This window comes from Gordonia aurantiaca (genome assembly GCF_039939235.1).
GTDB lineage: Bacteria > Actinomycetota > Actinomycetes > Mycobacteriales > Mycobacteriaceae > Gordonia.
This window is the reverse complement of sequence record NZ_JBDUUF010000003.1, coordinates 76,767-101,269: the sequence shown is the minus strand read 5'-3', so window position 1 is coordinate 101,269 and position 24,503 is coordinate 76,767. Positions and strand designations below refer to the sequence as shown.

Sequence of the window (24,503 nt, the reverse complement as noted above, 5' to 3'; positions counted from 1 at the left end):
GGAGAGAGTGGGACACATGTCTTTTGACCGTGCCGAACTGGAAGAGATGAAGCAGCGGTGGCTCGCCGCGAACATCGAGGCGGAGAAGGCGGGGGACTGGAAGCCGCTGGCCGAGTTCTACACCGAGGATGCGACCTACGGCTGGAACTACGGCCCCAAGAAGGATTTCATGGCCGTCGGCCGGGAGGAGATCCGCGAACTCGCGCTCGGTCAGGAGATGGAGGGCCTCGAGGGCTGGACGTACCCGTACCAGTCCTGGGTCATCGACGACACCACCGGCGACATGATCGGCTTCTGGAAGCAGGTCTACGAGGGCACCCGCGCCGACGGCAGCCACTACGCGCTCGAGGGCATCCAGGGCAGCTGGTTCAAGTACGGCGGCAACTTCCGGTTCCGTTGGCAGCGTGACTTCTTCGACTATGGGAACGTGTCGTCGCTGTTCATCGAGATGATGCAGGACAAGGCGATGAGCGAGAGCATGCTCAAGCGGGTGGAGAAGGCTGCACCCGGCAACCTGCCCGGCTGGTACGACCACGGCAAGACCCCGGTTCCGATCTGGTGACGTGACATGACTCGACCAGCCCCGACCTATCCAGGTCTGAGTCACGACCAGCTCGCGACCCTGGTACCCGAGCTCCTGCTGAGCGGCCAGATGATCGACCGTAGTGGGATGGCCCACCTGATCTCGGCCTACGGGCGCGAGGTGATGGGCGAGATCGCCATCGAGGAGTGGATGGCGGCCAGTCCCGTCTACACCAGCCGGATGCGCACCGCGCTCGGCATCGACGGCGACGGCGTCGAGGACATGTTCAAGTGCCTGCAACTCGACATCGGTGCGCCACCGCAGTTCATGGATTTCCGGTTCCGGATAGACGACGAGTACCACGGATCGTTCGTCCTCGATCACTGCGGCGCACTGCTCGACGTCGAACCGCTCGGCGACGAGTACGTGACCACCATGTGTCACGACATCGAGGACCCGACGTTCGACGCGACGGCCATCGCCACCAACCGCAGGGCGCGCATCCGCCCGGTGCACCGGCCGCCCCGGCGCCCGGCGGACCGGACGCCGCACTGCGAGTGGACGGTCACCATCGAACCCGACCGCGAGGAACTTCCGCTGCCGCCGGACGCCGAGACGATGTTCGGCACCGAGGCCGGCCGGCTGGAGCTGTCGCCGATCGACGCCTCGGCCACGGACGGCTGGGTCGACTACCGCGGTCCGCTCGTGGCGGATCTGCAGTTCGCCGAGTGGTCGCGGACGGCGCTGGTGCGGGTCGCCGAAGAGGTTGCGCTGCAACATCAATTGCTGGCGCTCGGCTTCCAGCTCGGCCTGCGTCGCCGCGCGGACAACGAGTTGCAGGTCGTCGAGATCTGTCGCAAGCAGTTGACCGGGATCGCCGGGCTGGCCGCCGACCGCATCCGGGCCGCGCTCGACCTGCCCACCGATGCACGAGGGCTCGCGCAGGTGCTCGCCGTGCATCCGTGCTTCGGCCCGAGTCAGTACACGGGTCTCACCGCGACCGCCGACGACGACACCGTCCTCGTGCGACTACCGCGGGAGTCGGCGGCGATGGCCGACGACGGGTGGATGTCGATCATCACCCCGGATCACCTCGAACCGCTGCAGGCGGCCGCCACCGCGGTGAGTCCGTACCTGAGCGTCGAGGGCGCGGTGGATTCCGACGAGGCACTCGAGATCCGGATCGTCACGTCCGACACCGCACAGGAGGAGAGCGGCGAGGTCGCCGTCGCACGATTCAGCGGCGGTGCGGGTTTCGAGTTCGTCGACCGCGGACGCTCCATTCCCATCACCCCGGTCGGCAGCTCGGCGTGAGTCCGGACGGCGGCCGGCCCAGCGGTGCCGTCGGACTCGGCGGCCGGGTCGCGGTGATCGCGGGCGCGACCCGCGGCATCGGGCTGGCGGTCGCGTATGCGCTGTCCGGCCAGGGTGTATCGGTGGTGGTCAACGGCCGGGACAAGGCTGCGGTCGACGACACCGTCGAGGAGATCCGCGGTGGAGGCGGTTACGCCGTCGGCGTGTGCGGATCGGCCGGTGACGACGGCGTCGCCCAGCAGATGGTCGACACCGCGCTCGGGGTGTTCGGTGCGCTCGACATCGCGATCAATTGCGCCGGCATCGCCGAACCACCGGGCTCGACGGTTCTGACCATAACCCCGGACGAGTTCCGCGCGCAACTCGACGCCCACCTGATGAGTGCGTTCCATCTCGTCCGGGCGGCCGGGCGGGTTTTCGTCGAACAGGGTGCGGGGTCGATCGTGCTGACCGGATCTGCGGCGTCGCTCGGCATGTTCGGCGGAAGCGGATACCCTGCGGCGAAGGGCGGGGTCAACGCGCTGGCGCTCGCGGTCGCCGCGGATCTCGCCGAACACCACGTGCGGGTCAATGTCGTGATGCCGGGCGCCAGGTCGCGGCTGTCGACCGGCGACGACTACGTGGCCCACATCGAGGGTCTGCATCGGCGGGGCATCCTCGACGACCAGACCCGTGACGCCGCGCTCGATCCGGCACCACCCGAATACGTCGCACCTCTCTACGTCTTCCTCGCCAGTGACGCCGCGCAGCACATCAACGGTCAGGTCTTCAGCGCGGCCGGCGGGTTCATCGGACGGTTCGAGTCCCAGCAGGCGAGCTTCATCGCCTATCGGGACCACCGGGATTCCTCGCCATACAGTCTCGTCGAGTTGGCCGAGTTGCTGGGTTGACGGGCGCGCTCGGAAGAGTGCGGGTCGTCGTTCCGGCACTGGGTCGGTCGGCTCTATCGGTCGGTTTGGTCAGGCGGTCGGGTCTGGTCAGCCGGTGGACTTCGCGCGACGGGCGGCCGCGCGCTCCACCCACCACCGTGCGCCCGCGGCGATGGACTCCTCGACCGGACGTGGGGTCCAGCCCAGGTCTCGCCGGGCCTTCGAATGATCCATCTCGGACATGAAGAACATCAACTGCACCGAGGGCACGGTCAGTTGTACGGGCCTGCGCGTCACGACGGCCCGCGCCGTGCCGGCCGCCCCGATTGCGTAGAGTGCCGCGCGGTTCAGGGTCATGCGCGGCGATTGCCGATCCGCCTCCCGGGCGGCGATCGCGGTGATCTCGGACATGTCGATGGACCGGTCCGACACGATGTAGCGCTCGGCCACCTTCCCGTGGTCTGCGGCCAGGATCAGGGCCCGAGCGGCGTCGTCGATGCCCACCGATTCGGCGCACCAGCCGCGAATGGTGAACGGCAGCTTCCCGAGTGCGGCACCCGCCACGAACGACCCGTGTGGAGTGGGGCCGACATCGCCGGGGCCGTAGGTGTTGGCGACACACATCGCGACCCCGGGAACCGCTCCCTCCCGGGCGCGGGTGAGCAGCAGATCCTCGGCGGCGACGCGGCTCTTCACGTAGCCGGGCGCCCCCGGCCAGTCGAATGTGTCCTCCTCGGTGGCCGGGCGTCCCGAGACCCGCCCGATGGTCGCCGCGCTGCTGGTGAACACGAACCTCCGCAACGGCATCCCGGCGGCGACGTCGAGCACCGCGCGCAGGCCGTCGACGTTGGTCCGGAACAGCGGAGCCGGGTCCCGCAGCCACGCACGGGTGTCGACGGCGCAGTGGAACACGACGTCGCAGCCCTCCATCGCCGACCGCACCGCCGCGGCGTCGAAGAGGTCCCCGGTGACGTGCTCGAAGCCGAGTCCGTCCAACGTGCGCAGATCGCTGGTCGCGCGGGTGAGTACCCGTACCTCCTCGCCGTCGGAGATGAGCTGCCGGACCAGCCGCGACCCCAGGAATCCGTTGCCGCCGATCACCAGCTTCATGAGCGCGGTGAGGGTGTCACGAGCCCAGCCCGCCCGGAACCAGGTCGTCGATGGCGGCGGCGCTGCGTGACAACATCGTGTCGAACATCGCGTCGCCACGCTCGGTGGGCTGTGCGGCGGCGGAACCGAACACGATGATCAGCGGGGCCTGGACGAGGTTGCCGACGTAGTCCTCCCAGCACTGGTCGAGGGTGTACCCGGTCACGCCCTCGGTGACGAGTGCCCGGTGATATGACGCCACGATGCCCCGCTCGTGTGTGCGGCGGTCCTCGACGGTCAGGCTCGTGCTGAGCAGGAAGGCGATGTCGCGCAACGGGTTGCCGGTGGTGATGGTCTGCCAGTCGATCACGGTGACCGCGCCGCCCGGCCCGAACAGCACGTTGTCGACCCGCAGGTCACCGTGGATGAGTGCGGCATTCTCCAGCGGGGCGACCAGCCAGTCGCCGGCGGTGCGGACCAACCAGTCGATGGCCGCCGAACCGCGGGCGTCGGGGGAGAAACGGTCGCGATAGACGTCCGCCATCGGCGCCAGGATGGATTCCATCATCTCGCGCTCGGGTTCGCCCGGCAGCGGCATCTGTTCCAGCAGCGCGGTGTCGTTCCAGCGCGGGGCGTGCAGCCCGGCGGCGGCGACCGCCACCGCCTCGGCCTGCGCGGGTGAGCACCCGGTGATCTGATCGCCCTGCAGCGCGTCGCCGATGTCCTCGAGCAGCAGCACGAATTCGGTTCCCGCGTCGGAGATCGCCGCGGCATAGCAGTCGGGTCTGGGGACGGTGAAGTCGTCTGCCAGCTCGCGGTAGAAGCGGACCTCGTTGCGGAAGACCCCGGATCCGAACTCGCGCTGTTCGGGCGCCCCCGTCGCCAGCTTCGCGACCATCGTCGACGGCAGGTCCGTCGGGCCGTCGTACTGCAGACGCAGCCGGTAGGAGCCCGCCATCTGCCCGGTGCCGACGGTTTCGGCGTCCACCGAGGCGATGTTCGCCTCGTGGCCGTTGTCGGTCAGGAACCGCGACAACCAGGCCGGGGTGAGTTGTTCGACGCTGGTGGGGATCTCGACCGTCTCGCTCACTGCGACATCCTTCCGGGATTCACCGGCAACCCGGCCGCGGCGGCGGGCCGGATGGTGCGATACGCCTCGACGACACCGGCCAGCTCGGTGGGCGTGGCGCCGTGCAGGATCACCGAGTCCACGCCGAGATCGAACTGACCGGCGATGGCCCGCGCGCACTCCGCCGGGGTACCCGTCGCGGAATCGGCGACCCACGCCTCGGGGATCACCTCGGCGAGTTCGGCGAGCTCGTCGTCGGTGGCCGTGGCGTCGATCGGGCCGCGGGCATTGCCGAACGCCGTTGTCGCGCGGATGCGTTCGAGATCGGCCGGGTCCCAGTCGTTGGCGCACATCAGCTGGTCGGGATAGCCCTGCAGGTAGGTGGCCAGCCGTCCATGGAGCCGGCGCACGCGGTCGGGCGGGGCGAGGTCGTCGGTGACGGTCGCGACGACCGACCAGATCCGGATCGACGCCGGGTCGCGATCCGCGCGTTCGGCTCCGCGCCGGACGTGCTCGACGGCCCGCCTGGTGGCGTCGGCGCCGAAGTAGGTGTGCAGCACGACGCCGTCGGCGATCTCGCCCGCCAGCTCCAGGGTCCGAGGGCTCATCGTCACCAGCAGGACCGGCGGTGGGGGCTCGAGTGTCACACCGAGACCGAGCAGCGGATACGAGCCGGCCGGCCCGTCGTGTCCCACGACCATCTCGCCTGCCCACAGCCTCCGCAGAAGGCCGGTGATGTCACGCAGTCCCGCGCCGCTGACGAGCGGCACGCCGAGGATCTGCCACTGCGGCGCTATACCGCGGCCGAGCCCGAGCGCGAAACGCCCGCCGGACAGTTCGTGGAGCGTCGCGCCCATGGTCGCGGTGATGATCGGATGACGCGTGTTGTGGTTGGTCGCGGCGGTGGCGATGCCGAGATCCTCGGTCGCCCCGGCGAGCGCACCGCACAGCGCGGCGGCGTCCTTGACGTTGAACCGCTCGGACACGAACGCCGTCCCGAGTCCGAGGTCGTCGGCGAAGCGCGCCTCCGCGGCGAGCTCACGCGGCGTGACCGGATGGCGCGAGAGGGCGTAGTAGCCGAGTTCGGTGAGCCGGTCCATACGATCTGCCTGCCGTCCGGCGCGGATCAGGCGCTCGCGCTCACCGTCTCGCGATACACCCGCGATCTCGGTTCGCGGACCCACAGCGTCCCGGTGCCCGCGGTGGGGCCCTCCTCCTTCAGCGCGCGCTTGAGGATCTTGTTTGTCGCCGTGGTGGGCAGATCGTCGGCGACGCGGACGTAGGTCGGCCAGGCCTTGGGTGACAGATCCGGTTGCGCGGTAAGCTGTTCGGCGAATCGCTCCGGGGTGAGCTCGGCGTCGTCCTGCAGCACGATGGCGGCCATGACGGCGTCGCCGACGTGTTCGTCGGGCACCGCGTAGACGGCGACCCGGTTCACCTCGGGGATGCGCTGCAGGATGCGCTCGATCGGACCGGCGGCGAGGTTCTCACCGTCGACGCGCATCCAGTCGCCGGTGCGCCCGGCCAGGTAGATCCAGCCGTCGGAATCTTTGTACGCGAGGTCGCCGGACCAGTACATGCCGTGGCGCAGGCGCTCTCTGGTGGCTTCCTCGTTGTTGTAGTAGCCCATGAACATCCCGCCGCCCTCGACGTTGACCAGCTCGCCGATGGCCTCGTCGGGGTTGAGCAGCGCCCCGGTCTCGTCGAACCGCGCGGGTGGGCACTCCTCCAGCGGATCCTCGTGGTAGATCGCGACGTTCGGGAAACCCCGGCCGATCGAGCCGGGCGGCGTACCGGGTTCGCGGGTGATGATGATCGCCAGCTCGGTGGAGCCGAAGCCGTCCCACACGGTGCAGCCGAAACGCCGTGAGAACTCCTCGATGTCGCGGTCGGTGGCCTCGTTTCCGAAGGCGACCCGCAGCGGGTTGTCGGCATCGTCGGGCTTCTCCTCGGTGGCGAGGATGTAGGCGAGGGGCTTGCCCACGTAGTTCATGTAGGTCGCGTTGTAGCGGCGGATGTCGTGCAGGAAGGTCGACGCGGAGAACTTGGCCGGGGCGATGGCGGCGCCGCCGCACAGGGCGACGCAGTAGCCGCCCATCAGCGCTGCGCTGTGGAACAGCGGCATCGACAGGTAGCAGACGTCGCCGGGTCCGATGTCGTACTTGTCCACCAGCACCGGCCCCGCGAACGGGATCATCATGTGCGCGAACTGGACCGGCTTGGGGTCGCCGCTGGTGCCGGAGGTGAAGATGAGCATGTAGGTGTCCATCGCGCCGGGCACCGAATGTGGGGTCAGCTCACCGGCATTCGCGACGAGGTCGGCCCATTCCTGCGTGGAGGTGTCGAGGATGCGGACGCCGGGGAGGTCCAGACCGTCGAGGAGCGGCCGGTGCTCGGCGTCGGTGATGAGGATCTGACAATCGGCGCGGAGGATGTCGCCTGCGAGGCCCTCACCTCGGCGGGTGTTGTTGATGCCGGCGGTGACATAACCGCCGAGCGCGCCGGCCGCGAGGGCGATGAGCATGTCGGGGGTGTTGCCGAGAAGCGTCCCGATGTGCATGGGACGGGAGGTGTCGGCGAGACCGAGGATCGCGGCGGCGGTCTTCTCCGACTCACGGATGTATTCGCGCCACGTCCAGGTGCGGCCCTCGTAGGTGATCGCCAGGTTGTCGTCGTCGGCGCGTGCCTGCAGAAGCTGGGTGACTGTCTCGGCCATGCAGCCGAATCTAGAACGCGTTCACCTGGCGTATGTACAGATCTGAGAAATTGTCTACTCGCGGACCTGCCGGGGACGCCGCGGCATCCCCGGCAGGTCCGTGGGGCCTGGTCAGCGGGTGAACGACCCGCTGCCGGGGACGACCGTGAAGGTCTGATCGTTCTGGCCGATGATCGTCGTCGTGAACTCGACCTTGCCGGCGCCGGTCTCGAGGGCCACGCCGTCGGCCGGGCGGCCGTCGCTGCAGGCGTCGAACACCTTGCTGCCGGTGGCTCCCGTGGTCTTGTTCGTCCACGAGATGCCGACCCGGGCGCCTCTCAGGTTGGTCGCGCACGCCTCGGTGGGCATGGTGTCCAGCGCGACCTGGGTGACGCCGGGTACGGTGGCCGATGCCAGGATGGAGGCCGCGAAGCCTCCGCTGATGCCGTTCGACCCGACGGTGATGCCGGCGTTCGGGACCTGGTCGACGCTCAGCGGTTGCTCACCCGGCGTCGCGTGAGCGGAGGCCGCGCCGATGGAGAGCGCGCTGAATGCCGCGAGAGCTCCGAGTGCTGCAGTGATCTTGCGTCCCATGTGTATCTCCCGTCACTCTGGACACTTATAACCGAGCCTACGGCAGTGATGTTGAACTCCTCAATGTGAGGTCGGCTGCGTCCGGCTGATAGAAGGGGATCCATGACACATGGGCAGCACGCCGAACCCCGCGATCCCCTGAACGCCTTTCATGTCGGTGGCATCGAGGTCTCGGAGCGTACCGTCCGCGCCGGGCAGGTGCTGTGCAATCGCTTTGCCGATCACCGCGGCCTCATCGAGCTGCCGGCGCTTGCGGTCCTCTTCGACCACTGCGGCGGTATCCCGTTCCACCAGGTGCACGGCGATCCGTCGGCGGCCACCCTGCAGGCCCGGCTGTCCTTGTCGACGCACGGGCGCGCGCAGGCCGGCGACACCCTCTCGGCGCGCGCCGAGGTGATGATGCACGACGAGGGCTGGGGGTCGACGACCGTCGCGATCCGCACCGGCGCAGGCGAACTGCGATGTATCGGCACCGCCCGCAACGTCCGCGTGGGGCGTGCCCCGGTCGGCGAGACCCCCTCCGGCGAGATCGGTCTGCCGCTGCCGGGCTGCGAGGTCGACGTGCGGCTCCCCGAACCGATCCCGGTCGCTCTCACCGGACGCGAGATCGTCGAGGAGGTCGCGACCAAGGTCCGCGAACCCGGGCCGCTCACCGAGATGCTCGACGGCACCGTCGAGATCCTCGACGGAACCTCGGAACGCGACGCCGGTGTCCGCTTCCGTGCCCTCACCGAGGGGTGGATGGGCAACATGTTCGGCACCATGCACGGCGGCGTGATCGCGACGATCGTCGGCCAGGCCGGCTCCTTTGCGGGCCAGCTCCACGCCGGGGCCGGGCAGGAATACTCGATCGGCGACATGGCGATCGGCTTCTACCGCTCGCCCGCCGTGGACGGGGGAGAGGTCACCGTCGAGGTGACGCCCATCAAGACCGGGCGACGCATCTCCTCGTTCGAGGCGACCATGACCTCCTACGACGACGTGTTGCTCAGTCGCGCGACGTTGGACGTCCACTACCACTGACCTGCGTCGATCGCCATCCGAGGTGATCGTGTCGGGAAAAAACAATCAAGCGCGCTTGATTCTTCTCGGAGAGTGTGTGACGCTGCTGACATGTCCCGTGCAGCCGTGCAGCAGGTCGTCGACGACCTCGAAACCGAATCCGAGCAGCTCGATGCCCTCGTGTCCGATCTCGATGACACGGGGTGGGCGACGCCGACGCCCGCCGAGGGGTGGACCATCGCCCACCAGGTCGCACACCTGGCCTGGACGGACGAGGTCGCGGCGCTCGCGGCCACCGACGCCGAGAGGTTCACCGCGCTGCTGACCGAGGCGCTGCAGAACAACCCCGAGACCTACGTCGACGACGCGGCCGAGGCGGGCGCCGGGGTCCCGGCGGACGAGCTCCTCTCCCGCTGGCGCGCGGCGCGCGCCCGACTCGCGGCCGTCCTGCGCGCGGTTCCGGACGGCGTGAGGATCCCGTGGTTCGGGCCGCCGATGTCCGCGGCGTCGATGGCCACCGCGCGCCTGATGGAGACCTGGGCGCACGGGCTCGACGTCGCCGACGCGCTCGGGATCACGGTCCTGCCGACCGATCGGCTGCGGCACATCGCGCACATCGGTGTGCGCACGCGCGACTTCGCCTACATCGTCAACGGCAAGACCCCGCCCGCAGAGCAGTTCCGCGTCGAACTCACCGCGCCGTCGGGCGAGGTCTGGACCTGGGGGCCCGACGATGCGACGAACATCGTGCGCGGTCCGGCGCTGGACTTCTGTCTGCTGGTCACCCAGCGTCGCGCGCGCGCCGACCTGAGCCTGGAGCTGATCGGCGACGACGCCCTCGAATGGTCGTCGATCGCACAGTGTTTCGCCGGCCCGCCCGGCAGCGGTCGCGAACCGCGCGGGGCCTGAACGCCTCCGGGCCGTCCACACACGACATCGATACCCACATCCCACCGAGAAGACCGAGAAGAAGGAGCCACGGGTGCCCATTGCCAGCCCGAACGTCTGGGATACTCCGGAACGCCTCGAACTGCGTTCCACCGTGCGGAAATTCGTCGAGAAGCACATCCTCCCGTACCAGGACGAGTGGGAGCGCGAGGGTCTGATCCCGCGTGAGCTCCACCTCGAGGCCGCCAAGCTCGGTCTCTTCGGTCTCGGCATCCCGGAAGAGGTCGGCGGGTCCGGCGGTGACCTCATCGACACCACCATCCTCGCCGAGGAGCTGCACTACGCGGGCGCCGCGGGCGGCATCTTCTCCGGCCTGTTCACCCACGGCATCGCCCTGCCGCATCTCATCGCGGCCGGCGATCCCGAACAGATCGACCGCTGGGTGCGTCCGACCCTCGCGGGCGAGAAGATCGGTTCCCTCGCCATCACCGAGCCCGGCGGCGGCAGCGACGTCGGCAACCTGACCACCAAGGCCGTCCGCGACGGCGACCACTACGTCGTCAACGGTTCCAAGACCTACATCACCTCGGGTGTCCGGGCCGACTTCGTCGTCACCGCGGTGCGCACCGGCGGCCCGGGTGCCGGCGGTGTGTCGCTGCTCGTGATCGACAAGGAGACACCGGGTTTCACCGTCACCCGCAAGCTCGACAAGATGGGCTGGCGCTGCTCGGACACCGCCGAGTTGTCGTTCGTCGACGCGCGTGTGCCGGTCAAGAACCTCGTGGGCGCGGAGAACTCCGGTTTCGCCCAGATCGCGATGGCGTTCGTGACCGAGCGGTCCGGGCTCGCGGTGCAGGCCTACGCCAGCGCCCAGCGCTGCCTCGACCTGACCCTGCAGTGGGCCCGCGACCGGCACACCTTCGGCAAGCCGATCATCGCGCGGCAGTCGGTGCAGGACACGCTCACCGAGATGGCCCGCCGCATCGACATCGCCCGCACCTACACCCGCGCCGTCGTCGAGCGGAAGGTCACCTCGAACGACGATCTCATCGCCGAGGTCTGCTTCGCCAAGAACACCGCGGTCGAGACCGGGGAATGGGTGGCCAACAAGGCCGTTCAGCTGCACGGCGGGTTGGGCTACATGACCGGCACCGAGGTCGAACGCCAGTATCGCGACATGCGCATCATCGGCATCGGCGGCGGCACCACCGAGATCCTCACCGGCCTGGCCGCGAAGCGGCTCGGCTACCAGGCCTGACCGGCGCACGGCACACAGACAACGAGAGGACCGCATTCACATGACCGTCCAGGACAACCCCTTCGTGGAGACCCCCGAGCGCGCCGAACTGCGCGCCGCGGTGGCAGGTCTGGCCGCCAAGTACGGCAAGGACTACTTCCAGCAGTGCGCCCGCGAGGGACGTAAGACCGACGAACTCTGGCAGGAGGCCGGCAAGCTCGGCTTCATCGGCGTCAACCTGCCCGAGGAGTACGGCGGCGGCGGTGCCGGCATGTACGAACTCGCCATCGTCATGGAGGAACTCGCCGCCACCGGCACCGGCCTGCTGATGCTGGTGGTCTCGCCGGCCATCTGCGGCAACATCATCGCGCGGTTCGGCACCGACGAGCAGAAGCAGCGCTGGCTGCCTGGTCTCGCCGACGGTTCCATCACCATGGCCTTCGGTATCACCGAACCCGACGCCGGTTCCAACTCGCACAACATCACCACCACCGCCCGGCGCGACGGCTCGGACTGGCTGCTGTCGGGCCAGAAGGTGTTCATCTCCGGTGTCGACCAGGCGGATGCCGTGCTGATCGTCTCCCGCACCGAGGACGCCAAGACCGGCAAGCTCAAGCCTGCGCTGTTCATCGTGCCGACGGACGCCGAGAACTTCACCTGGACGATGATCGACATGGAGCTGGTGAACCCGGAGAAGCAGTTCCAGCTCTTCCTCGACGACGTCCGACTGCCCGCCGACGCGCTCGTCGGCGACGAGGACGCTGCCTTGAGCCAACTGTTCGCCGGACTGAACCCGGAGCGGATCATGGCTGCGGCGTCGGCGATCGGCATGGGCCGGTTCGCGCTCGGCAAGGCCGTCGAATACGTGAACAGCCGCCAGGTCTGGAAGACCCCGATCGGTGCGCATCAGGCCATCGCCCATCCGCTGGCCCAGGGCAAGATCGAGCTCGAGATGGCCAAGCTGATGATGCAGAAGGCCGCCACGCTCTACGACGCGGGTGACGACTGGGGCGCCGCCGAGCCGGCGAACATGGCGAAGTACGCCGCCGCCGAGGCCGCGAAGAACATCGTCGACCATGCCGTGCACTCGATGGGCGGCAACGGCCTGACCACCGAGTACGGCCTGGCGCCTCTACTGAGCCTGGTCCGCATCGCGCGTGTGGCCCCGGTCAGCCGGGAGATGATCCTCAACTTCGTCGCGCAGACCAGCCTGGGCCTGCCGAAGTCGTACTGAGGCAGGATCGAGGCGTGTCCACGTCTGTCACCGCGAACTCCCGCGAACCGCAGCAGGAACGTTCACGCCGCACGCGGGAACGCCTGCTGCGGTCGACGATCGACGCCCTCGCGGCCGACGGCTGGGCCGCGGCCACCGTCGCCGCCGTCGCCGAACGCGCCGGGGTGTCGAGGGGCGCGGCCCAGCACCACTTCCCGACGCGGGAGGCACTGATCACCGCAGCGCTCGAGCAGGTCTTCGAGGATCTGACCGTGGCGTCGGACAGCGAGATCGGTGAAGCGGGAGAGGCGATGAGCTCCGCGCGGGTGCTCGCGGCGGTCCGGCGGATCGTGGATGTCTACACCGGCACGGAGTTCAAGGCGGCGCTGCAGGTGTGGGCGGCCGCGGCGTCCGATCCCGCCCTGCGCAAGCTGATCCTTCCGCTCGAGGCGAAGTTCGCCCGCGCGGCGCATCAGCGGACGATGGCGGCGATGGGGGTGTCGCCCGACGACGAGAAGGGCTTCCGGCTCGTGCAGGCCACCCTCGACTTCGCGCGCGGCCTGGGGCTGGCCGACACCCTGACCGACGACTCGGCACGTCGCGCCCAGGTCGTCGACACGTGGTGCGAACAGCTCGCCGTCGCGTTGGGGGCGGACGGCGTGCGCTGAGTCCGAGGCGTCAGCCCGGCGTGGTCGTCGTCGAGCGTCCTCTCGTGCCCGCCCAGTACACGCCGAAGGACATGAGCGTCATCCCGACGAACACCACGATCAAGGAGATGGTCATCGAGACGTAACCCTGATCGCGCGGGTCGATGAACGGGTACGGATACCAGTCGACAATGGGGCCGCGGATCAGCGTGTAGACACCGTAGACGAGCGGGATCGCCAGCCATGTCAGCCAGCTGCGTTCGGGTAGACGCCGGGCGCGCACCATGACCCAGTCCAGGAGCATCACCAGCGGGATGATGCGGTGCAGGACGTCGTTGACCCAGCTGTAGGTGACGTCCACGTCCACATCGCCGAGCAGCAGGGCGTACACGATGCCGGTGATCACCATGCAGGTGGTGACCGCGCCGCGGAACCACTCCCACCCGGGCGCCGTCGGGGCGATGAGGCCGCCGACGAGCAGCACCGCCGCGGCCGCGATGTTGCTGAGCACGGTGAAGTAGCCGAAGAAGTTGCCGAGGGTGAAATCGGGGTCGCCCCAACGGACCATCACCTGGTAGACCAGGGCACCGGTGCCGACGGCGGCGAAGGCGATGCGGAGAACACGGATCCACCAGGTCGCTGTCACAGGGTGATTCAAGCACCCGGTCGCGCGGAGCAGTCGCAGCATCGCCGATGCATCGCCACGGTGGCACGAACATGCTTCGCCGGCCGGCGACGAACGGGAGCGCCGATGGGATGATCTCGGGCATGGCTTTGCCCTTCGCCCTGACCGCGCTGCTGACGACGCACGATCCCGGTGCCGCCCGTCTGCGCAAGGCCGCGCGCGGTGCGTCGGCGATGGCGATCGGCGCACTGCTGGTCCTCGCGCTGCGCACGGTGACCGATGTCCCCGCCGCGGCGGAGATCTCGGCCGGTTTCCTGTCGCTGTGGGCGACGGTGGGCGCGGTGAAGGACACCACCGCGCGGGCCAGGATCGTCACGACCGTCGCACTCCTCGTCCCGGGCTGCGCGGCGGCGCTCGTCGCGTGCCTGCTGCACCCGTGGCCGATCGCGCGTGCGATCGCGTTCGTCGTGATCGCCGGGGCCGCGGCGTGGACCACCCGCTACGGGCCGCGGGGGAGTGCCCTCGGCTTCTTCGGGTTCTTCACGTTCTTCTTCGCGGTGATCATGCGGGCCGACCTCGAGGCCCTCCCGGTGATCTGGACCCTGGTGGCCGTCGCCGTGGTGAGCGCGCTGCTCGTGCGCCTCGTGCTGATCCCCGACCGGCCCGGCCGCGAACTCGAGAGTCTGTTGCGCAGCCTGCGCGCCTGCGCCGACGACCTGCTGCGCGTCGCGGTCGAGTCGAGCGGCGAACCGGAACGGGACCGGGATCGGCTCGGAGCGGCGATCACCCGGCTGTCGGCCGCGACGAATGCGACGGCCGTCTGGCAGAAGAACTACGACGCCGCCCGCTACACCGACGTCGACGATGCGACGCTGTCGCTCCGGGTCGCGACGCTGCACTTGTCGTGCGAGCAGGCGGCGTTGACCGTGGCCGACGCGGGTGCCGCCCCCGGGCGGCCGGATTCCACCGTCGCACAGTCGGTGTCGTGGGTCCGAGACGTACTGCGGTCCCCGTCGGGCGCGGCGCCGACGGTCGGCGGGCACGACGCGACGGTCGCCACGCTCGGCGTGGTCGCGTCGGCGGCGGCCGATCTGAGCGCGATCGAGGTCCGGCATCGCCGTCGGACCATGGTGCCGCCGGCGCCGTCGGGATCGTCTTCCCGAACACCGAAACCGAAGACGCCCCGTCCCGACACCACCCGCTATGCGCTGCAGGTCATGGTCGCCTGCTCGGTGGCGGTCGTCGTCGGCGATCTCATCTCGGCGAGCCGCTGGTACTGGGCGGTGCTCAGCGCCTTCATGGTCTTCAACGGGATGGCCACGCGCGGAGCCATCCTCACCAAGGCCGTGAAGCGGGTGAAGGGAACCGTGGTCGGACTGGCGATCGGCATCGCGATGCTGCTGATCATCGGTGAACATCCGGTGATCCAGTACGTCATCGTCGTATCCGCGGTCTTCTTCGCCTTCTACCTCGGCGCGGTCTCCTACACCTGGACGATCCTGTTCATCACGGTCGTCCTGACCAACAGCTACGACCTGCTCGGCGTGCTCAACCGCCACATCGTCGAATGGCGCGTCGAGGAGACCCTGTGCGGAGCGGTCGTCGGCGCGGCCGCGGCGTTCCTCGTGCTGAGCACACCGACCTCGCCGGTCCTCGACAGCAAACTGCGCGCCTACTTCGATGCGCTCGTCGACCTCGCCGAGGCGGCGACGAAGGCGATCACCGACTCCGCCACGCGACCCGACACGTCTGCGATCCTGCACGCCGTCCGGGTTCTCGACGAGGCCGAGTCCGCGGTTCTCGATGCCGCGACGTCGGCGGTCTTCGCGCTCAGTCGATCCCACCGCTCGATGTTGCGCCGCCTGCGTCCGCATCTGCACGAGACGACCCGCGCGGCACGCGGACTCGCCTGGTCGGTGGTGGGGCCGATACAGGACGACACCGGTGTGGCTCCCGGTGGCCGGTCCGACGACCGGGACCCGCTCGCCGAACTACGGGAGGCCGTCGACGACACGGTGCCGGTCATCGAGCACGGCGGTGTCCGATCGGCCGTGGAGCACGGCGGTGTCGGATCGGCCGTGGAGCACGGCGGTGTCGGATCGGCCGTGGAGCACGGCGGTGTCGGATCGGCCGTGGAGCACGGCGGCGAGATGCCCATGGCCGAACCCCGTCTCGTGTTCGAACCCGCCGATCCCGATCCGGTGCGGCAACTCGACCGGGTCACGGCGGCGGTGCGGGGCATGGCGGCGGCGATCGAGGTGCCGCAACATCGGAATCCGATTCTCCCGCGCCGGAGGTGACCGCGGAAAGCCGGCGGCTCACCGAGAGGTGAGACCTCCCGGCGAGCCGCCGGCGGACAACAGCAGCGAGATGGCGAGGGTCGCTCAGCTGTCGTGGATGATGACGCCGCGCAGGTTCTTTCCGTCGCGCAGGTCCTGGTAGCCCTCGTTCACCTGGTCGAGGGTGTAGGTGGTGGTGATCAGCTCGTCGAGCTTGAGCTGGCCCTGGTCGTACAGACGCAGCAACTTGACGATGTCGTACTGCGGGTTGGCCGAGCCGAACAGGCTGCCCTTGATCGTCTTCTGGTTGAGCGTCAGGTCACAGCCGGACACGTGCACGGTCAACTTGGCCGGGTCGGCGAGACCGGTGATGACCACGGTGCCGCCCTTGCCGATGACCGCGGTCGCGTTCGACACCACCTCCTCGTCGACCGTGCCGACCAGGATGAGGGCCTGATCGGCGCCCTGCCCCCAGGTCAGCTCGTTGACCTTGGCCGCGGCCTCCGCGGGATCGGCGAAGGCATGCGTCGCACCGAATTTCAGGGCTGCCTCGCGCTTCATGTCGACCGGGTCGACGACGACGACGTACTTGGCGCCCGCCGACACCGCGCCCTGGACGGCGTTGATGCCGAGTCCGCCGATGCCGTAGATCACGACGGTGTCACCGGCCCGCACACCACCGGCGTAGACCGAGGTGCCCCAGCCCGACGGCACACCGCAGCCCACCAGCACGGCCTTGTCCAACGGCAGCCAGTCGTCGACCTTCACCACCGAGTGCTGGGAGATGGTGGCGCGCTCGGAGAACGTGCCGAGCATGCACATGGCGCCGAAATCATCCTTGCCGGAATGGAACCGGAAGGTGCCGTCCGGCATCGATCCCTCGAGGATGGTGGCGCCCATGTCGCACAGGTTCTGCCGGCCCGTCGAACAGTAGCGGCAGGTACCGCAGTTGGGGATGAAGCTGCACACGACATGATCGCCCGGCTTCACCTTCGTGACCCCCGGGCCGACGGCCTCGATGATGCCCGAACCCTCGTGGCCTCCCACGATGGGATAGCGGGGCGGTAGGTCGCCGTCGGTGAGGTGGAGGTCGGAGTGGCAGAGCCCGGCGGCGACGTACTTGATCAGGACCTCGCCCTCACGGGGTTCGTCGAGATCGAGTTCGACGATCTCGAAGGGCTTCCCGGGTCCGGTGAGTACGGCGGCCTTGGTGGTGAGTGTCATCATGTGCTCCTCTGCACTTGCGGGGGAATCTCGGGGGAGGGGAGAGATCAGAGCTGGATGTTGACGGCCTTGGTCTCGGTGTACAGATCGATTGCGGCCGAACCGAGTTCACGGCCCCAGCCGGACTGCTTGAAGCCGCCGAAGGGCATCGCGGTGTCGAAGCCGTTGTACTGGTTCACCCAGACCGAACCGGCCTTGAGCGCGCGGGCCGTGCGGTGGGCCTTGGACAGGTCGCTGGTCCAGATCCCGGCGGCGAGGCCGTAGATCGAGTCGTTGGCGGCGGCCGCGACCCCGGCGTCGGCGTCGAAGGGCATGGCCGCGACGACCGGACCGAAGATCTCCTCGCGGACGATGGAGAAGTCGGGCTCGACGTCGACGAAGACGGTCGGCTCGATGAAGAACCCCTCGTCGCCCCAGCGTCTTCCGCCGGTCAGTGCGCGTGCCCCGTCGGCGAGGCCGGCGGCCAGGTAGCCCGAGACGCGGTCGAACTGTTCCTGGCTGACCAGCGGGCCGAGTTCGGTGGCGGGGTCGAGACCCGGCCCGATCTTCGCCTTCGACGCGGCCTCCGCGACCGCCGCGGTGAAGTCGTCGAAGATCGGGCGTTCGACGAAGAGTCGGGTGCCGGCGACGCAGCACTGGCCGTGGTTGAACATCCATGCCGCGACCGAACCGGCGACCGCCTTCTCGAAGTCGGCGTCGGCGAACACGATGTTGGGGCTCTTGCCGCCCAACTCGAGCGACACCTTCTTGAGGTTGCCCTTCGCGGCGTCGACGATTTTCTTGCCCACCTCGGTGGAGCCGGTGAAGGCGATCTTGTCGACGTCGTCGTGCGCGGACAGCGCCGCACCCGCGTCGCCGAAGCCGGTGACGATGTTGACCACGCCGGGCGGGAACCCGGCCTCGCAGAAGATCTCCCCGAGCAGCAGCGCGGTGAGCGGCGTCTGTTCGGCCGGCTTGAGGATCACGGTGTTTCCGGCGGCCAGCGCGGGGGCGAGTTTGAAGGCCGCCATCAGCAGCGGGAAGTTCCACGGCACGATCAGGCCGCACACGCCGACCGGTTCGCGCAGCGTGTACGCGTGGAACTCGCCGCCGGGCACGAATGGCATCGACACGTCGACGGTGGTACCGGTGATCTTGGTGGCCAGGCCCGCGTTGTAGCGGAAGATGTCGGCCGACCACGCGACGTCGACCGCGGTCGCGATGGTCGCGGCCTTGCCGTTGTCGAGGGCCTCGAGCTGACCGAACTCCTCGGCGCGTTCGGTGAGGAGGTCGCCCACCCGCCACAGCAGCCGCTCCCGCTCGTTCGGCTTCATCCGGGTCCACGGACCGTTGTCGAAGGCCTCGCGTGCGGCGCGGACCGCGCGATCGACGTCGGTGGTGTCGCCGTGCGCGACCGAGGTGATCGGGCGGGCGGTGGCCGGATCGATGGTCTCGAAGGTGCGGCCCGACGCCGAGTCGACCCACTCTCCGCCGATCAGCATCGGACGGTCGCGGGCGATGAAGTCGCGGACTCTCGGCAGCAGTTCGGTGGCGACTGCGGTCATGGGAACCTCCATCTCGACGTGGTAGACCACCCGCCGGGCCGGCACCGGTCCGGGGCCAGGGGTGATCTGGGTCATAGGTGTGACCTGACTCATTTCTCCCACCGATCTCCGGCGTCGCCGTGTCCAGAAACTGAACACCGCAGCTGTACAGGGAAGGGGCGGAGGCGAGGGTGCGGGCGGTGGCCGTCGACGGCGCGGCTAGCCTCTTCCGGTGGTGGCGCCTGCCGCCGGAACCCCATGGACGCAGGAAGGTGACCGATGACAGCGCCTGCGTCCACGTTCTCCGGGCTGCGCCGGGTCCTGCGCTCGCTCGGCCCGGTGGCCGCCGCGACGCAGCCCAGAGAAGCCCTGCGGGCCGGTCTCGGCGCGACCGTCGGCGTCGGAATCCTCGCCGTGGTGCTGTGGTCGTCGTCGGTCGACGTGCACACCGGTCTCTTCCTGATCGCGCCGTTCGGCGCCTCGGCCATCCTGCTCTTCGGAGCGCCGAACAGCCCGCTCGCACAGCCGTGGTCGGCCGTCGTCGGGAACACCGTGTCCGCGCTCGTCGGCGTCGCGGTCAGCTCGATCGGACTGCCCGTTCAGGTCGCCGCCCCGGTGGCCGTCGGGGCGGCCTTCCTGGCGATGGTGGCCTGCCGCGCAGTCCATCCACCCGGCGGCGCGGTGGCGATGTCCGCGGCCCTGAGCCCCGGCATGGTCCGTGAGCTGGGGTTCCGGTTCGCCCTCGAACCGGTGGCCGTCGGGACGATCGCCCTCGTGGTGCTGGCCGTCGTCTACGCGCGCCTCACCGGCCGCAGGTACCCCTACCGGCGGTTCGAGGACACACCCTCGGCCGGCAGCCGGATCGGGCTGGACGAGGGCGAGCTGGTCGACATCCTCGACCGCTACGGGCAGTCGCTCAACCTCGGCGTCGCGGACCTCGCGCGACTGGTCGGCGCCGCGGAACTGCAGGCCGCCGGTCATCGCGCCGGTCCCCTCGTCGCCGGCGACATCATGTCCGAGGACCTGGTCACCGTCGGACCGGGATCGACGGTGGGCGACCTGGCCCGGATGTTCGACACCCACCGGTTCACCTCACTGCCCGTCGTGACCGACGACGGACGGTTCCTGGGTGTGGTGTTCCAGATCCATCTGGTCTCGCGCCTGCGGGACGGAGGTGCCCGCCGAGGATCGGACCGGGTGTTCGGACGCCTGTTCCGGCGTGACGGCAGTTCGCTGACCGCGGTCGACGTCATGGCCACGACGCTGCCGATCGCGGCTCCGGACGCACCGGTCGCCGCGCTGCTGCCGATGCTCGCCGACAGCGGCTGCGACGCCGTGCCGGTGCTCGACGGCGACGTGCTGGTCGGCATCGTCACCCAGACCGACCTCATCGCCGCGCTCGCCCGGCAGGCCGTCGCCGATCCGCTCGTCGACTGACGCCCGGCTAGGTGCCCGGGGTCTGGATCCCCAGCGCCCGCATCCGCGCGTACAGCGTGGTGCGGCTGATCCCGAGGTCCCGTGCGGCCCGGACCTTGTTGCCTCCGGACCGTTCGAGCGCATCGACGATCGCGGCGCGTTCGGCCTGCTCCCGTCCCGACAGGTGGGCCGCCCGCGTCGTGGTGCGGTGATCGGCCGGCAGATCGGCGGTCTCGACCACCCGTGACATCCGGGTGCGGCAGGCGGAGGCCGCCTCCCGCAGGACCGCGATGAGCTCGGTGAGGTTGCCCGGCCAGTCCTGGCTGAGGAGCGCGTCGGTCGCCGATCCCGACAGCGTCAGGTCGGGGTCGATGTCGGCGAGCACGGCGCTCGCGATCGCGGCCAGCTCCGAGGTCCGATGCCGCAGCGGGGGCGGGTCGACCCGGGTGGCGCAACGGCTCAGCAGCGCGGCGACCGCAGGGCCCGCCTGGGCGCGCGGCCCGCTCACGACGATGAGCGGCGACGACGCCGGCGCCGACACGGTGGCCCGCGTGAGCAGGGCGAGGGACCGGTCGTCGAGCAGGTCCACGCCGTCGACGATCAGTGGTATCCCTGCCGACCGGGCCTGCGCGAGCGCCGCCGCGACGTCAGGCGTCCGGCCCGCGATCAGCTCGTCGGCGACATCGAGGTGGGCAGGGCTCACACCCGGCACCGCGTCGGCGGCGAACCCGCGCGCCAGCGTGGTGCGCCCGGTCCCCGGTTCGCCCGACACCGCGATGCTCGTCGGGGACGGCACCCGCACGTCCGTCGGCCGCGGAGTCGACGGCGGGGCCACGGGCCGGAAGCGGAAGAGCGCCGCGCCACGGGTGCCGGCGACCGGTTCGACGTTGACCTCCACCTCCATACCCGACACCAGCGTCAGCGGCAGGGTCGTGGCCCGCAGCGCCGGATCGGTGGCGAGGGCGCGCAAGGCGCCGATGTCGGTGGGGGACAGCAGCTCCGCGGCGAGGGCATTGGTGAGCTGCAGGTCGTCACCGATCGCGGCCACCGCGATGTCGCGTCGGGGCGCCGCCCGCTGGAAGGCGTCGAGAACGCGACGCTGGTGCGCCCGGGACCGGTCGAGCAGCCGATCGGCGATGTCGGTGACGATCCCGTCGACGAGCGGCACCGCGAGGGGATTGATCCGCTCGGCGATCTCCGACATGCAGATGATCCCGGCCAGGCGACGGGTCGCCGGGTGGATGATCGGCCGCCCATAGCAGCTGATCGAGCGCAGCTGTTCCAGGTAGTGCTCGCTGCTGTTGACGACGACCCCGCCGCGGATCTCGGCGGGGGTGCCCAACGCCGTGGTGCCGACGACGTCCTCGCCGAGCGGCACGCCGGGCGCGACCCCGATCGCGTCGAGCCGGCGCTCGACCGCGGTCCCGAAGGCGACGCGCGAGACCATGCGGCACTCATGGTCGACGAGCAGCAACGACACGTCGGTGTCGGCGAGCCGGGCCGCGGCGTCGTCGAGAACAGGGCGCGCCGCGTCGAGCAGCGGATCGGCGGAATCGATGTCGTGGACTCGGTCGGGGACGGCGTCGTCGGGCCGCACCCCGGACATGGCCGACCGCTTCCACGAGTGCTCGATGACCTGCCGCCGTGGAGTTCGATCGGAACGCGGTGAGAGAGTGTCGATGACACCAACGTGGCACAGATCACCGACGAATGAAAGGGTCCGAAGTCACCGTCCGAGGGGGTCGGCGTGTCGTACTACGGTGGGCGCATGCGCGTGGCGACCTGGAACGTGAACTCGGTGAAACAGCGGATTCCTCGTCTGCTGCCCTGGCTCGACGAACGTCGCCCCGACGTCGTCTGCCTGCAGGAGACCAAGCTCTCCGACGCCGCCTTCCACGATGCGCTCGGCGCCGACCTCGCCGAGCGCGGTTACCAGGTCGCGCACGTCGGCCAAGGACAGTGGAACGGCGTCGCGCTGCTGTCGCGGGCGGGGCTCGACGACGTGCAGGTCGGTTTCGAGGGGATGCCCGGCTATCCCGATCCGGAGACCCTCGAGGCGCGTGCGGTGTCGGCGGTCTGCGGCGGCCTGCGCGTCTACTCCCTGTACGTCCCGAACGGCCGCACTCCCGACTCGGACCACTACCACTACAAGCTCGAATGGCTCGACGCCCTCGCCCGCGCGGTCGCCGACCCGTCGACGACGCTGCTGTGCGGCGACATGAACATCGCGCCCGCCGACGCCGACGTCTTCGACCCTGAGGCCTTCGCCGGGCACACCCATGTCACCCCGCCGGAACGCGCGGCGCTGTCCCGGTTCGAGTCGCTCGGCTTGCGCGACGTCGTACGCGACCGGTGGCCGGACGAGCGGGTCTTCAGCTACTGGGACTACCGCGCCGGCATGTTCCACAAGGACCTCGGCATGCGTATCGACCTCATCCTCGCCGGTGAGCAGGCCGCCGGCCGTGTCGAGGCGGCCTGGGTCGACCGCAAGGCACGCAAGGGCAGCAAGCCCAGCGACCACGCGCCGGTCATCGTCGACCTCGACGAGGCGCCCGACGGCGACATCGGCCCGGTGGTGCCGCCGCCGTCGAACCCGGCCAGGCCCGGGGCGGCGAAGGTGAGGCTGCCGCAGACCCCGGAGTGACGGCCCCGGAAATGGCGACGTGTGCCGGTGGAAAGGCGACCGGTCTCGGGCGCCGGCCTCATCTCTCCGGTCATCTCTGTCTCTCCGACGCCGACGGTCGAGGTCTGTCCCGAAGCGGGGGAGGGCGTCTATCGGCGGCGCGACGCGGGTGATGCTCACCACGCTGGGCGGAGCGGGGCACCGAGCAGCCGGCGACGGTCGTCGACCGACGGCTCGGCGGCCGGTACTCGCCGACGGGACGACGGCGCGACCCCGACATCCGCTACGCGGCGCTGACGGCGCAGGTGAGGGGCCCTTCGGCCGGTGTCCGGGGAGCAGCTCGGTAACGGCTTCGCCGAACCCTCGACGCAGCGGGTGGGTCGGTGTCAGCATGGGTGAGGTAATGCCAGTTCCCAGCGTCGCCGGACCCATGTGCACACGACCTGCTGACCTGCAGGTCGCGCAGAGGATCCGTTTTTTGACCTGTGCAAACCCGATCGGTACAGTGGATCGTCGGTGCCCGGCCCATGCCGGGCCAGTCCGCATGCCCGGCCAACGGTTCACGACCGGTCCACCAGGTCCGGCGATCCACGGCAGGACGGCGGCGCGGGCTGACAAAGCGAATCCGCTGTCGAGTGTATGACACGCCCGACCTCGGGGTAGCGAATTTGTACTGACCAGCGTGAACGCGCTGGTGGGGCGAGTTGTGGAAGCCCGAAACGGACCGGTTTCACCGCCGGAGATCCGGACGGACTTGCCCGGAGCACCAACCACAACCGACAAGAAGAGGGAATGAACACCTAGTGCCAACCATCAATCAGCTGGTCCGCAAGGGCCGTCACGACAAGGCTGCGAAGACCAAGACCGCGGCCCTCAAGGGAAGCCCGCAGCGTCGCGGCGTGTGCACCCGCGTGTACACCACCACCCCGAAGAAGCCGAACTCCGCGCTGCGCAAGGTCGCCCGCGTGCGCCTGACCAGCTCGGTGGAGGTCACCGCCTACATCCCGGGTGAAGGCCACAACCTGCAGGAGCACTCGATGGTGCTCGTCCGCGGCGGTCGTGTGAAGGACCTGCCCGGTGTGCGCTACAAGATCATCCGCGGCTCGCTCGACACCCAGGGTGTCAAGGACCGCAAGCAGGCCCGCAGCCGTTACGGCGCGAAGAAGGGGAGCTGACAGAAATGCCACGTAAAGGACCCGCGCCCAAGCGCCCCCTGATCAACGACCCCGTCTACGGTTCGCCGCTGGTCACCCAGCTGGTGAACAAGGTCCTGCTGGACGGCAAGAAGTCGACCGCCGAGCGCATCGTCTACGGCGCGCTCGAGCAGGCCCGCGAGAAGACCGGCACCGACCCGGTCGTGACCCTCAAGCGTGCGCTCGACAACGTCAAGCCCACCCTCGAGGTCAAGAGCCGTCGCGTCGGTGGCGCGACCTACCAGGTGCCGATCGAGGTCAAGCCGGGCCGCGCCAACACGCTCGCGCTCCGCTGGCTCGTCACCTTCAGCCGTCAGCGTCGTGAGAAGACGATGGTCGAGCGTCTGGCCAACGAGCTCCTCGACGCCTCGAACGGCCTCGGTGCTTCGGTGAAGCGTCGCGAGGACACCCACAAGATGGCCGAGGCCAACCGGGCGTTCGCGCACTACCGCTGGTGACACTTGCCGGCCGCGGAGGCCG

22 protein-coding genes are annotated in these 24,503 nt (G+C 69.5%); 13 read left to right on the top strand and 9 right to left on the bottom strand.

Annotation, left to right across the window (positions count from 1 at the left end; translation table 11 throughout):
* Positions 1–16: 16 nt before the first annotated feature.
* From ABFT43_RS07905 to ABFT43_RS07895, 3 genes are read left to right on the top strand one after another with little or no spacing between them, the layout of a single operon-like run.
* Positions 17–562 carry a nuclear transport factor 2 family protein gene (locus ABFT43_RS07905; protein ID WP_347959828.1) on the top strand — a complete coding sequence of 182 codons (546 nt, stop codon included), beginning with the start codon at positions 17–19 and terminating at the stop codon, positions 560–562.
* A 6-nt stretch (positions 563–568) separates the two neighbouring features.
* Positions 569–1,837, top strand: coding sequence for a hypothetical protein (locus ABFT43_RS07900; RefSeq protein ID WP_347959827.1), 1,269 nt, complete (start codon positions 569–571; stop codon positions 1,835–1,837).
* Positions 1,834–2,727 carry an SDR family NAD(P)-dependent oxidoreductase gene (locus tag ABFT43_RS07895; protein WP_347959826.1) on the top strand — a complete coding sequence of 298 codons (894 nt, stop codon included), beginning with the start codon at positions 1,834–1,836 and terminating at the stop codon, positions 2,725–2,727. The genes ABFT43_RS07900 and ABFT43_RS07895 overlap by 4 nt, the downstream gene beginning before the upstream one ends.
* A gap of 87 nt (positions 2,728–2,814) precedes the next feature.
* Here the strand turns inward: ABFT43_RS07895 and ABFT43_RS07890 are convergent, their stop codons facing one another.
* The 5 genes from ABFT43_RS07890 to ABFT43_RS07870 form a co-directional block, all read right to left on the bottom strand.
* Positions 2,815–3,816 carry an NAD-dependent epimerase/dehydratase family protein gene (locus ABFT43_RS07890; protein ID WP_347959825.1) on the bottom strand — a complete coding sequence of 334 codons (1,002 nt, stop codon included), beginning with the start codon at positions 3,814–3,816 and terminating at the stop codon, positions 2,815–2,817.
* 16 nt (positions 3,817–3,832) lie between these two features.
* Positions 3,833–4,885: a phosphotransferase family protein gene (locus tag ABFT43_RS07885; RefSeq protein ID WP_347959824.1), complete on the bottom strand. Its 1,053-nt coding sequence runs from the start codon at positions 4,883–4,885 to the stop codon at positions 3,833–3,835.
* Positions 4,882–5,964, bottom strand: a complete 1,083-nt coding sequence (locus ABFT43_RS07880; RefSeq protein WP_347959823.1) for a TIGR03857 family LLM class F420-dependent oxidoreductase — start codon at positions 5,962–5,964, stop codon at positions 4,882–4,884. The genes ABFT43_RS07885 and ABFT43_RS07880 overlap by 4 nt, the downstream gene beginning before the upstream one ends.
* A gap of 26 nt (positions 5,965–5,990) precedes the next feature.
* Positions 5,991–7,580, bottom strand: coding sequence for a fatty-acid--CoA ligase FadD1 (fadD1, locus tag ABFT43_RS07875; protein WP_347959822.1), 1,590 nt, complete (start codon positions 7,578–7,580; stop codon positions 5,991–5,993).
* 111 nt (positions 7,581–7,691) lie between these two features.
* Complete coding sequence (locus ABFT43_RS07870; RefSeq protein ID WP_347959821.1) at positions 7,692–8,153, bottom strand: hypothetical protein; 462 nt, start codon at positions 8,151–8,153, stop codon at positions 7,692–7,694.
* 102 nt (positions 8,154–8,255) lie between these two features.
* Here ABFT43_RS07870 and ABFT43_RS07865 point away from each other — a divergent pair, with 102 nt between their 5' ends.
* The 5 genes from ABFT43_RS07865 to ABFT43_RS07845 all read left to right on the top strand — a co-directional run bounded on the left by ABFT43_RS07865 (position 8,256) and on the right by ABFT43_RS07845 (position 13,161).
* Positions 8,256–9,176, top strand: a complete 921-nt coding sequence (locus tag ABFT43_RS07865) for a PaaI family thioesterase (RefSeq protein WP_347959820.1) — start codon at positions 8,256–8,258, stop codon at positions 9,174–9,176.
* Between the two features lie 90 nt (positions 9,177–9,266).
* Positions 9,267–10,064 carry a TIGR03084 family metal-binding protein gene (locus ABFT43_RS07860; RefSeq protein WP_347959819.1) on the top strand — a complete coding sequence of 266 codons (798 nt, stop codon included), beginning with the start codon at positions 9,267–9,269 and terminating at the stop codon, positions 10,062–10,064.
* A gap of 73 nt (positions 10,065–10,137) precedes the next feature.
* Complete coding sequence (locus ABFT43_RS07855) at positions 10,138–11,301, top strand: acyl-CoA dehydrogenase family protein (RefSeq protein ID WP_347959818.1); 1,164 nt, start codon at positions 10,138–10,140, stop codon at positions 11,299–11,301.
* A gap of 40 nt (positions 11,302–11,341) precedes the next feature.
* Positions 11,342–12,514 (top strand): acyl-CoA dehydrogenase family protein, encoded by a 1,173-nt coding sequence (locus ABFT43_RS07850; RefSeq protein ID WP_347959817.1) that lies wholly within the window; start codon positions 11,342–11,344, stop codon positions 12,512–12,514.
* A 14-nt stretch (positions 12,515–12,528) separates the two neighbouring features.
* Entirely contained in the window at positions 12,529–13,161 is a 633-nt protein-coding gene (locus ABFT43_RS07845) for a TetR/AcrR family transcriptional regulator (protein ID WP_347959816.1), read from the top strand.
* Between the two features lie 10 nt (positions 13,162–13,171).
* On the opposite strand, the gene ABFT43_RS07840 is transcribed toward ABFT43_RS07845, so the two are convergent.
* Positions 13,172–13,786 carry a Pr6Pr family membrane protein gene (locus ABFT43_RS07840; RefSeq protein WP_347959815.1) on the bottom strand — a complete coding sequence of 205 codons (615 nt, stop codon included), beginning with the start codon at positions 13,784–13,786 and terminating at the stop codon, positions 13,172–13,174.
* A gap of 122 nt (positions 13,787–13,908) precedes the next feature.
* Here ABFT43_RS07840 and ABFT43_RS07835 point away from each other — a divergent pair, with 122 nt between their 5' ends.
* The gene (locus ABFT43_RS07835) at positions 13,909–16,065 is read left to right on the top strand and encodes an FUSC family protein (protein ID WP_347959814.1); all 2,157 of its coding nucleotides are present in this window, start codon (positions 13,909–13,911) and stop codon (positions 16,063–16,065) included.
* An 84-nt stretch (positions 16,066–16,149) separates the two neighbouring features.
* Here the strand turns inward: ABFT43_RS07835 and ABFT43_RS07830 are convergent, their stop codons facing one another.
* Complete coding sequence (locus ABFT43_RS07830) at positions 16,150–17,268, bottom strand: NDMA-dependent alcohol dehydrogenase (protein WP_347959813.1); 1,119 nt, start codon at positions 17,266–17,268, stop codon at positions 16,150–16,152.
* A 47-nt stretch (positions 17,269–17,315) separates the two neighbouring features.
* A complete protein-coding gene (locus ABFT43_RS07825; protein ID WP_347959812.1) occupies positions 17,316–18,812 on the bottom strand; it encodes an aldehyde dehydrogenase family protein in 1,497 nt (498 codons plus the stop codon).
* A 258-nt stretch (positions 18,813–19,070) separates the two neighbouring features.
* Between ABFT43_RS07825 and ABFT43_RS07820 the strand changes: the two genes are divergently transcribed.
* Positions 19,071–20,228 (top strand): HPP family protein, encoded by a 1,158-nt coding sequence (locus tag ABFT43_RS07820; RefSeq protein WP_347959811.1) that lies wholly within the window; start codon positions 19,071–19,073, stop codon positions 20,226–20,228.
* A 7-nt stretch (positions 20,229–20,235) separates the two neighbouring features.
* On the opposite strand, the gene ABFT43_RS07815 is transcribed toward ABFT43_RS07820, so the two are convergent.
* The gene (locus ABFT43_RS07815; protein WP_347960089.1) at positions 20,236–21,906 is read right to left on the bottom strand and encodes a sigma-54-dependent Fis family transcriptional regulator; all 1,671 of its coding nucleotides are present in this window, start codon (positions 21,904–21,906) and stop codon (positions 20,236–20,238) included.
* A gap of 69 nt (positions 21,907–21,975) precedes the next feature.
* Between ABFT43_RS07815 and ABFT43_RS07810 the strand changes: the two genes are divergently transcribed.
* From ABFT43_RS07810 to rpsG, 3 genes are all read left to right on the top strand, one after another.
* Complete coding sequence (locus tag ABFT43_RS07810; protein WP_347959810.1) at positions 21,976–22,851, top strand: exodeoxyribonuclease III; 876 nt, start codon at positions 21,976–21,978, stop codon at positions 22,849–22,851.
* A gap of 782 nt (positions 22,852–23,633) precedes the next feature.
* A complete protein-coding gene (rpsL, locus tag ABFT43_RS07805; RefSeq protein ID WP_006899325.1) occupies positions 23,634–24,005 on the top strand; it encodes a 30S ribosomal protein S12 in 372 nt (123 codons plus the stop codon).
* Between the two features lie 5 nt (positions 24,006–24,010).
* Positions 24,011–24,481: a 30S ribosomal protein S7 gene (gene rpsG, locus ABFT43_RS07800; RefSeq protein ID WP_006899326.1), complete on the top strand. Its 471-nt coding sequence runs from the start codon at positions 24,011–24,013 to the stop codon at positions 24,479–24,481.
* Positions 24,482–24,503 lie beyond the last annotated feature (22 nt).

Coding starts and splice junctions, on each gene's coding strand:
- ABFT43_RS07820 (WP_347959811.1), top strand. CDS start 19,071: ATGACAGCGCCTGCGTCCACGTTCTCCGGGCTGCGCCGGGTCCTGCGC.
- ABFT43_RS07860 (WP_347959819.1), top strand. CDS start 9,267: ATGTCCCGTGCAGCCGTGCAGCAGGTCGTCGACGACCTCGAAACCGAA.
- ABFT43_RS07890 (WP_347959825.1), bottom strand. CDS start 3,816: ATGAAGCTGGTGATCGGCGGCAACGGATTCCTGGGGTCGCGGCTGGTC.
- ABFT43_RS07870 (WP_347959821.1), bottom strand. CDS start 8,153: ATGGGACGCAAGATCACTGCAGCACTCGGAGCTCTCGCGGCATTCAGC.
- ABFT43_RS07905 (WP_347959828.1), top strand. CDS start 17: ATGTCTTTTGACCGTGCCGAACTGGAAGAGATGAAGCAGCGGTGGCTC.
- fadD1 (WP_347959822.1), bottom strand. CDS start 7,580: ATGGCCGAGACAGTCACCCAGCTTCTGCAGGCACGCGCCGACGACGAC.
- ABFT43_RS07865 (WP_347959820.1), top strand. CDS start 8,256: ATGACACATGGGCAGCACGCCGAACCCCGCGATCCCCTGAACGCCTTT.
- ABFT43_RS07900 (WP_347959827.1), top strand. CDS start 569: ATGACTCGACCAGCCCCGACCTATCCAGGTCTGAGTCACGACCAGCTC.
- ABFT43_RS07880 (WP_347959823.1), bottom strand. CDS start 5,964: ATGGACCGGCTCACCGAACTCGGCTACTACGCCCTCTCGCGCCATCCG.
- ABFT43_RS07850 (WP_347959817.1), top strand. CDS start 11,342: ATGACCGTCCAGGACAACCCCTTCGTGGAGACCCCCGAGCGCGCCGAA.
- rpsG (WP_006899326.1), top strand. CDS start 24,011: ATGCCACGTAAAGGACCCGCGCCCAAGCGCCCCCTGATCAACGACCCC.
- ABFT43_RS07810 (WP_347959810.1), top strand. CDS start 21,976: ATGCGCGTGGCGACCTGGAACGTGAACTCGGTGAAACAGCGGATTCCT.
- ABFT43_RS07835 (WP_347959814.1), top strand. CDS start 13,909: ATGGCTTTGCCCTTCGCCCTGACCGCGCTGCTGACGACGCACGATCCC.
- ABFT43_RS07830 (WP_347959813.1), bottom strand. CDS start 17,268: ATGACACTCACCACCAAGGCCGCCGTACTCACCGGACCCGGGAAGCCC.
- ABFT43_RS07825 (WP_347959812.1), bottom strand. CDS start 18,812: ATGACCGCAGTCGCCACCGAACTGCTGCCGAGAGTCCGCGACTTCATC.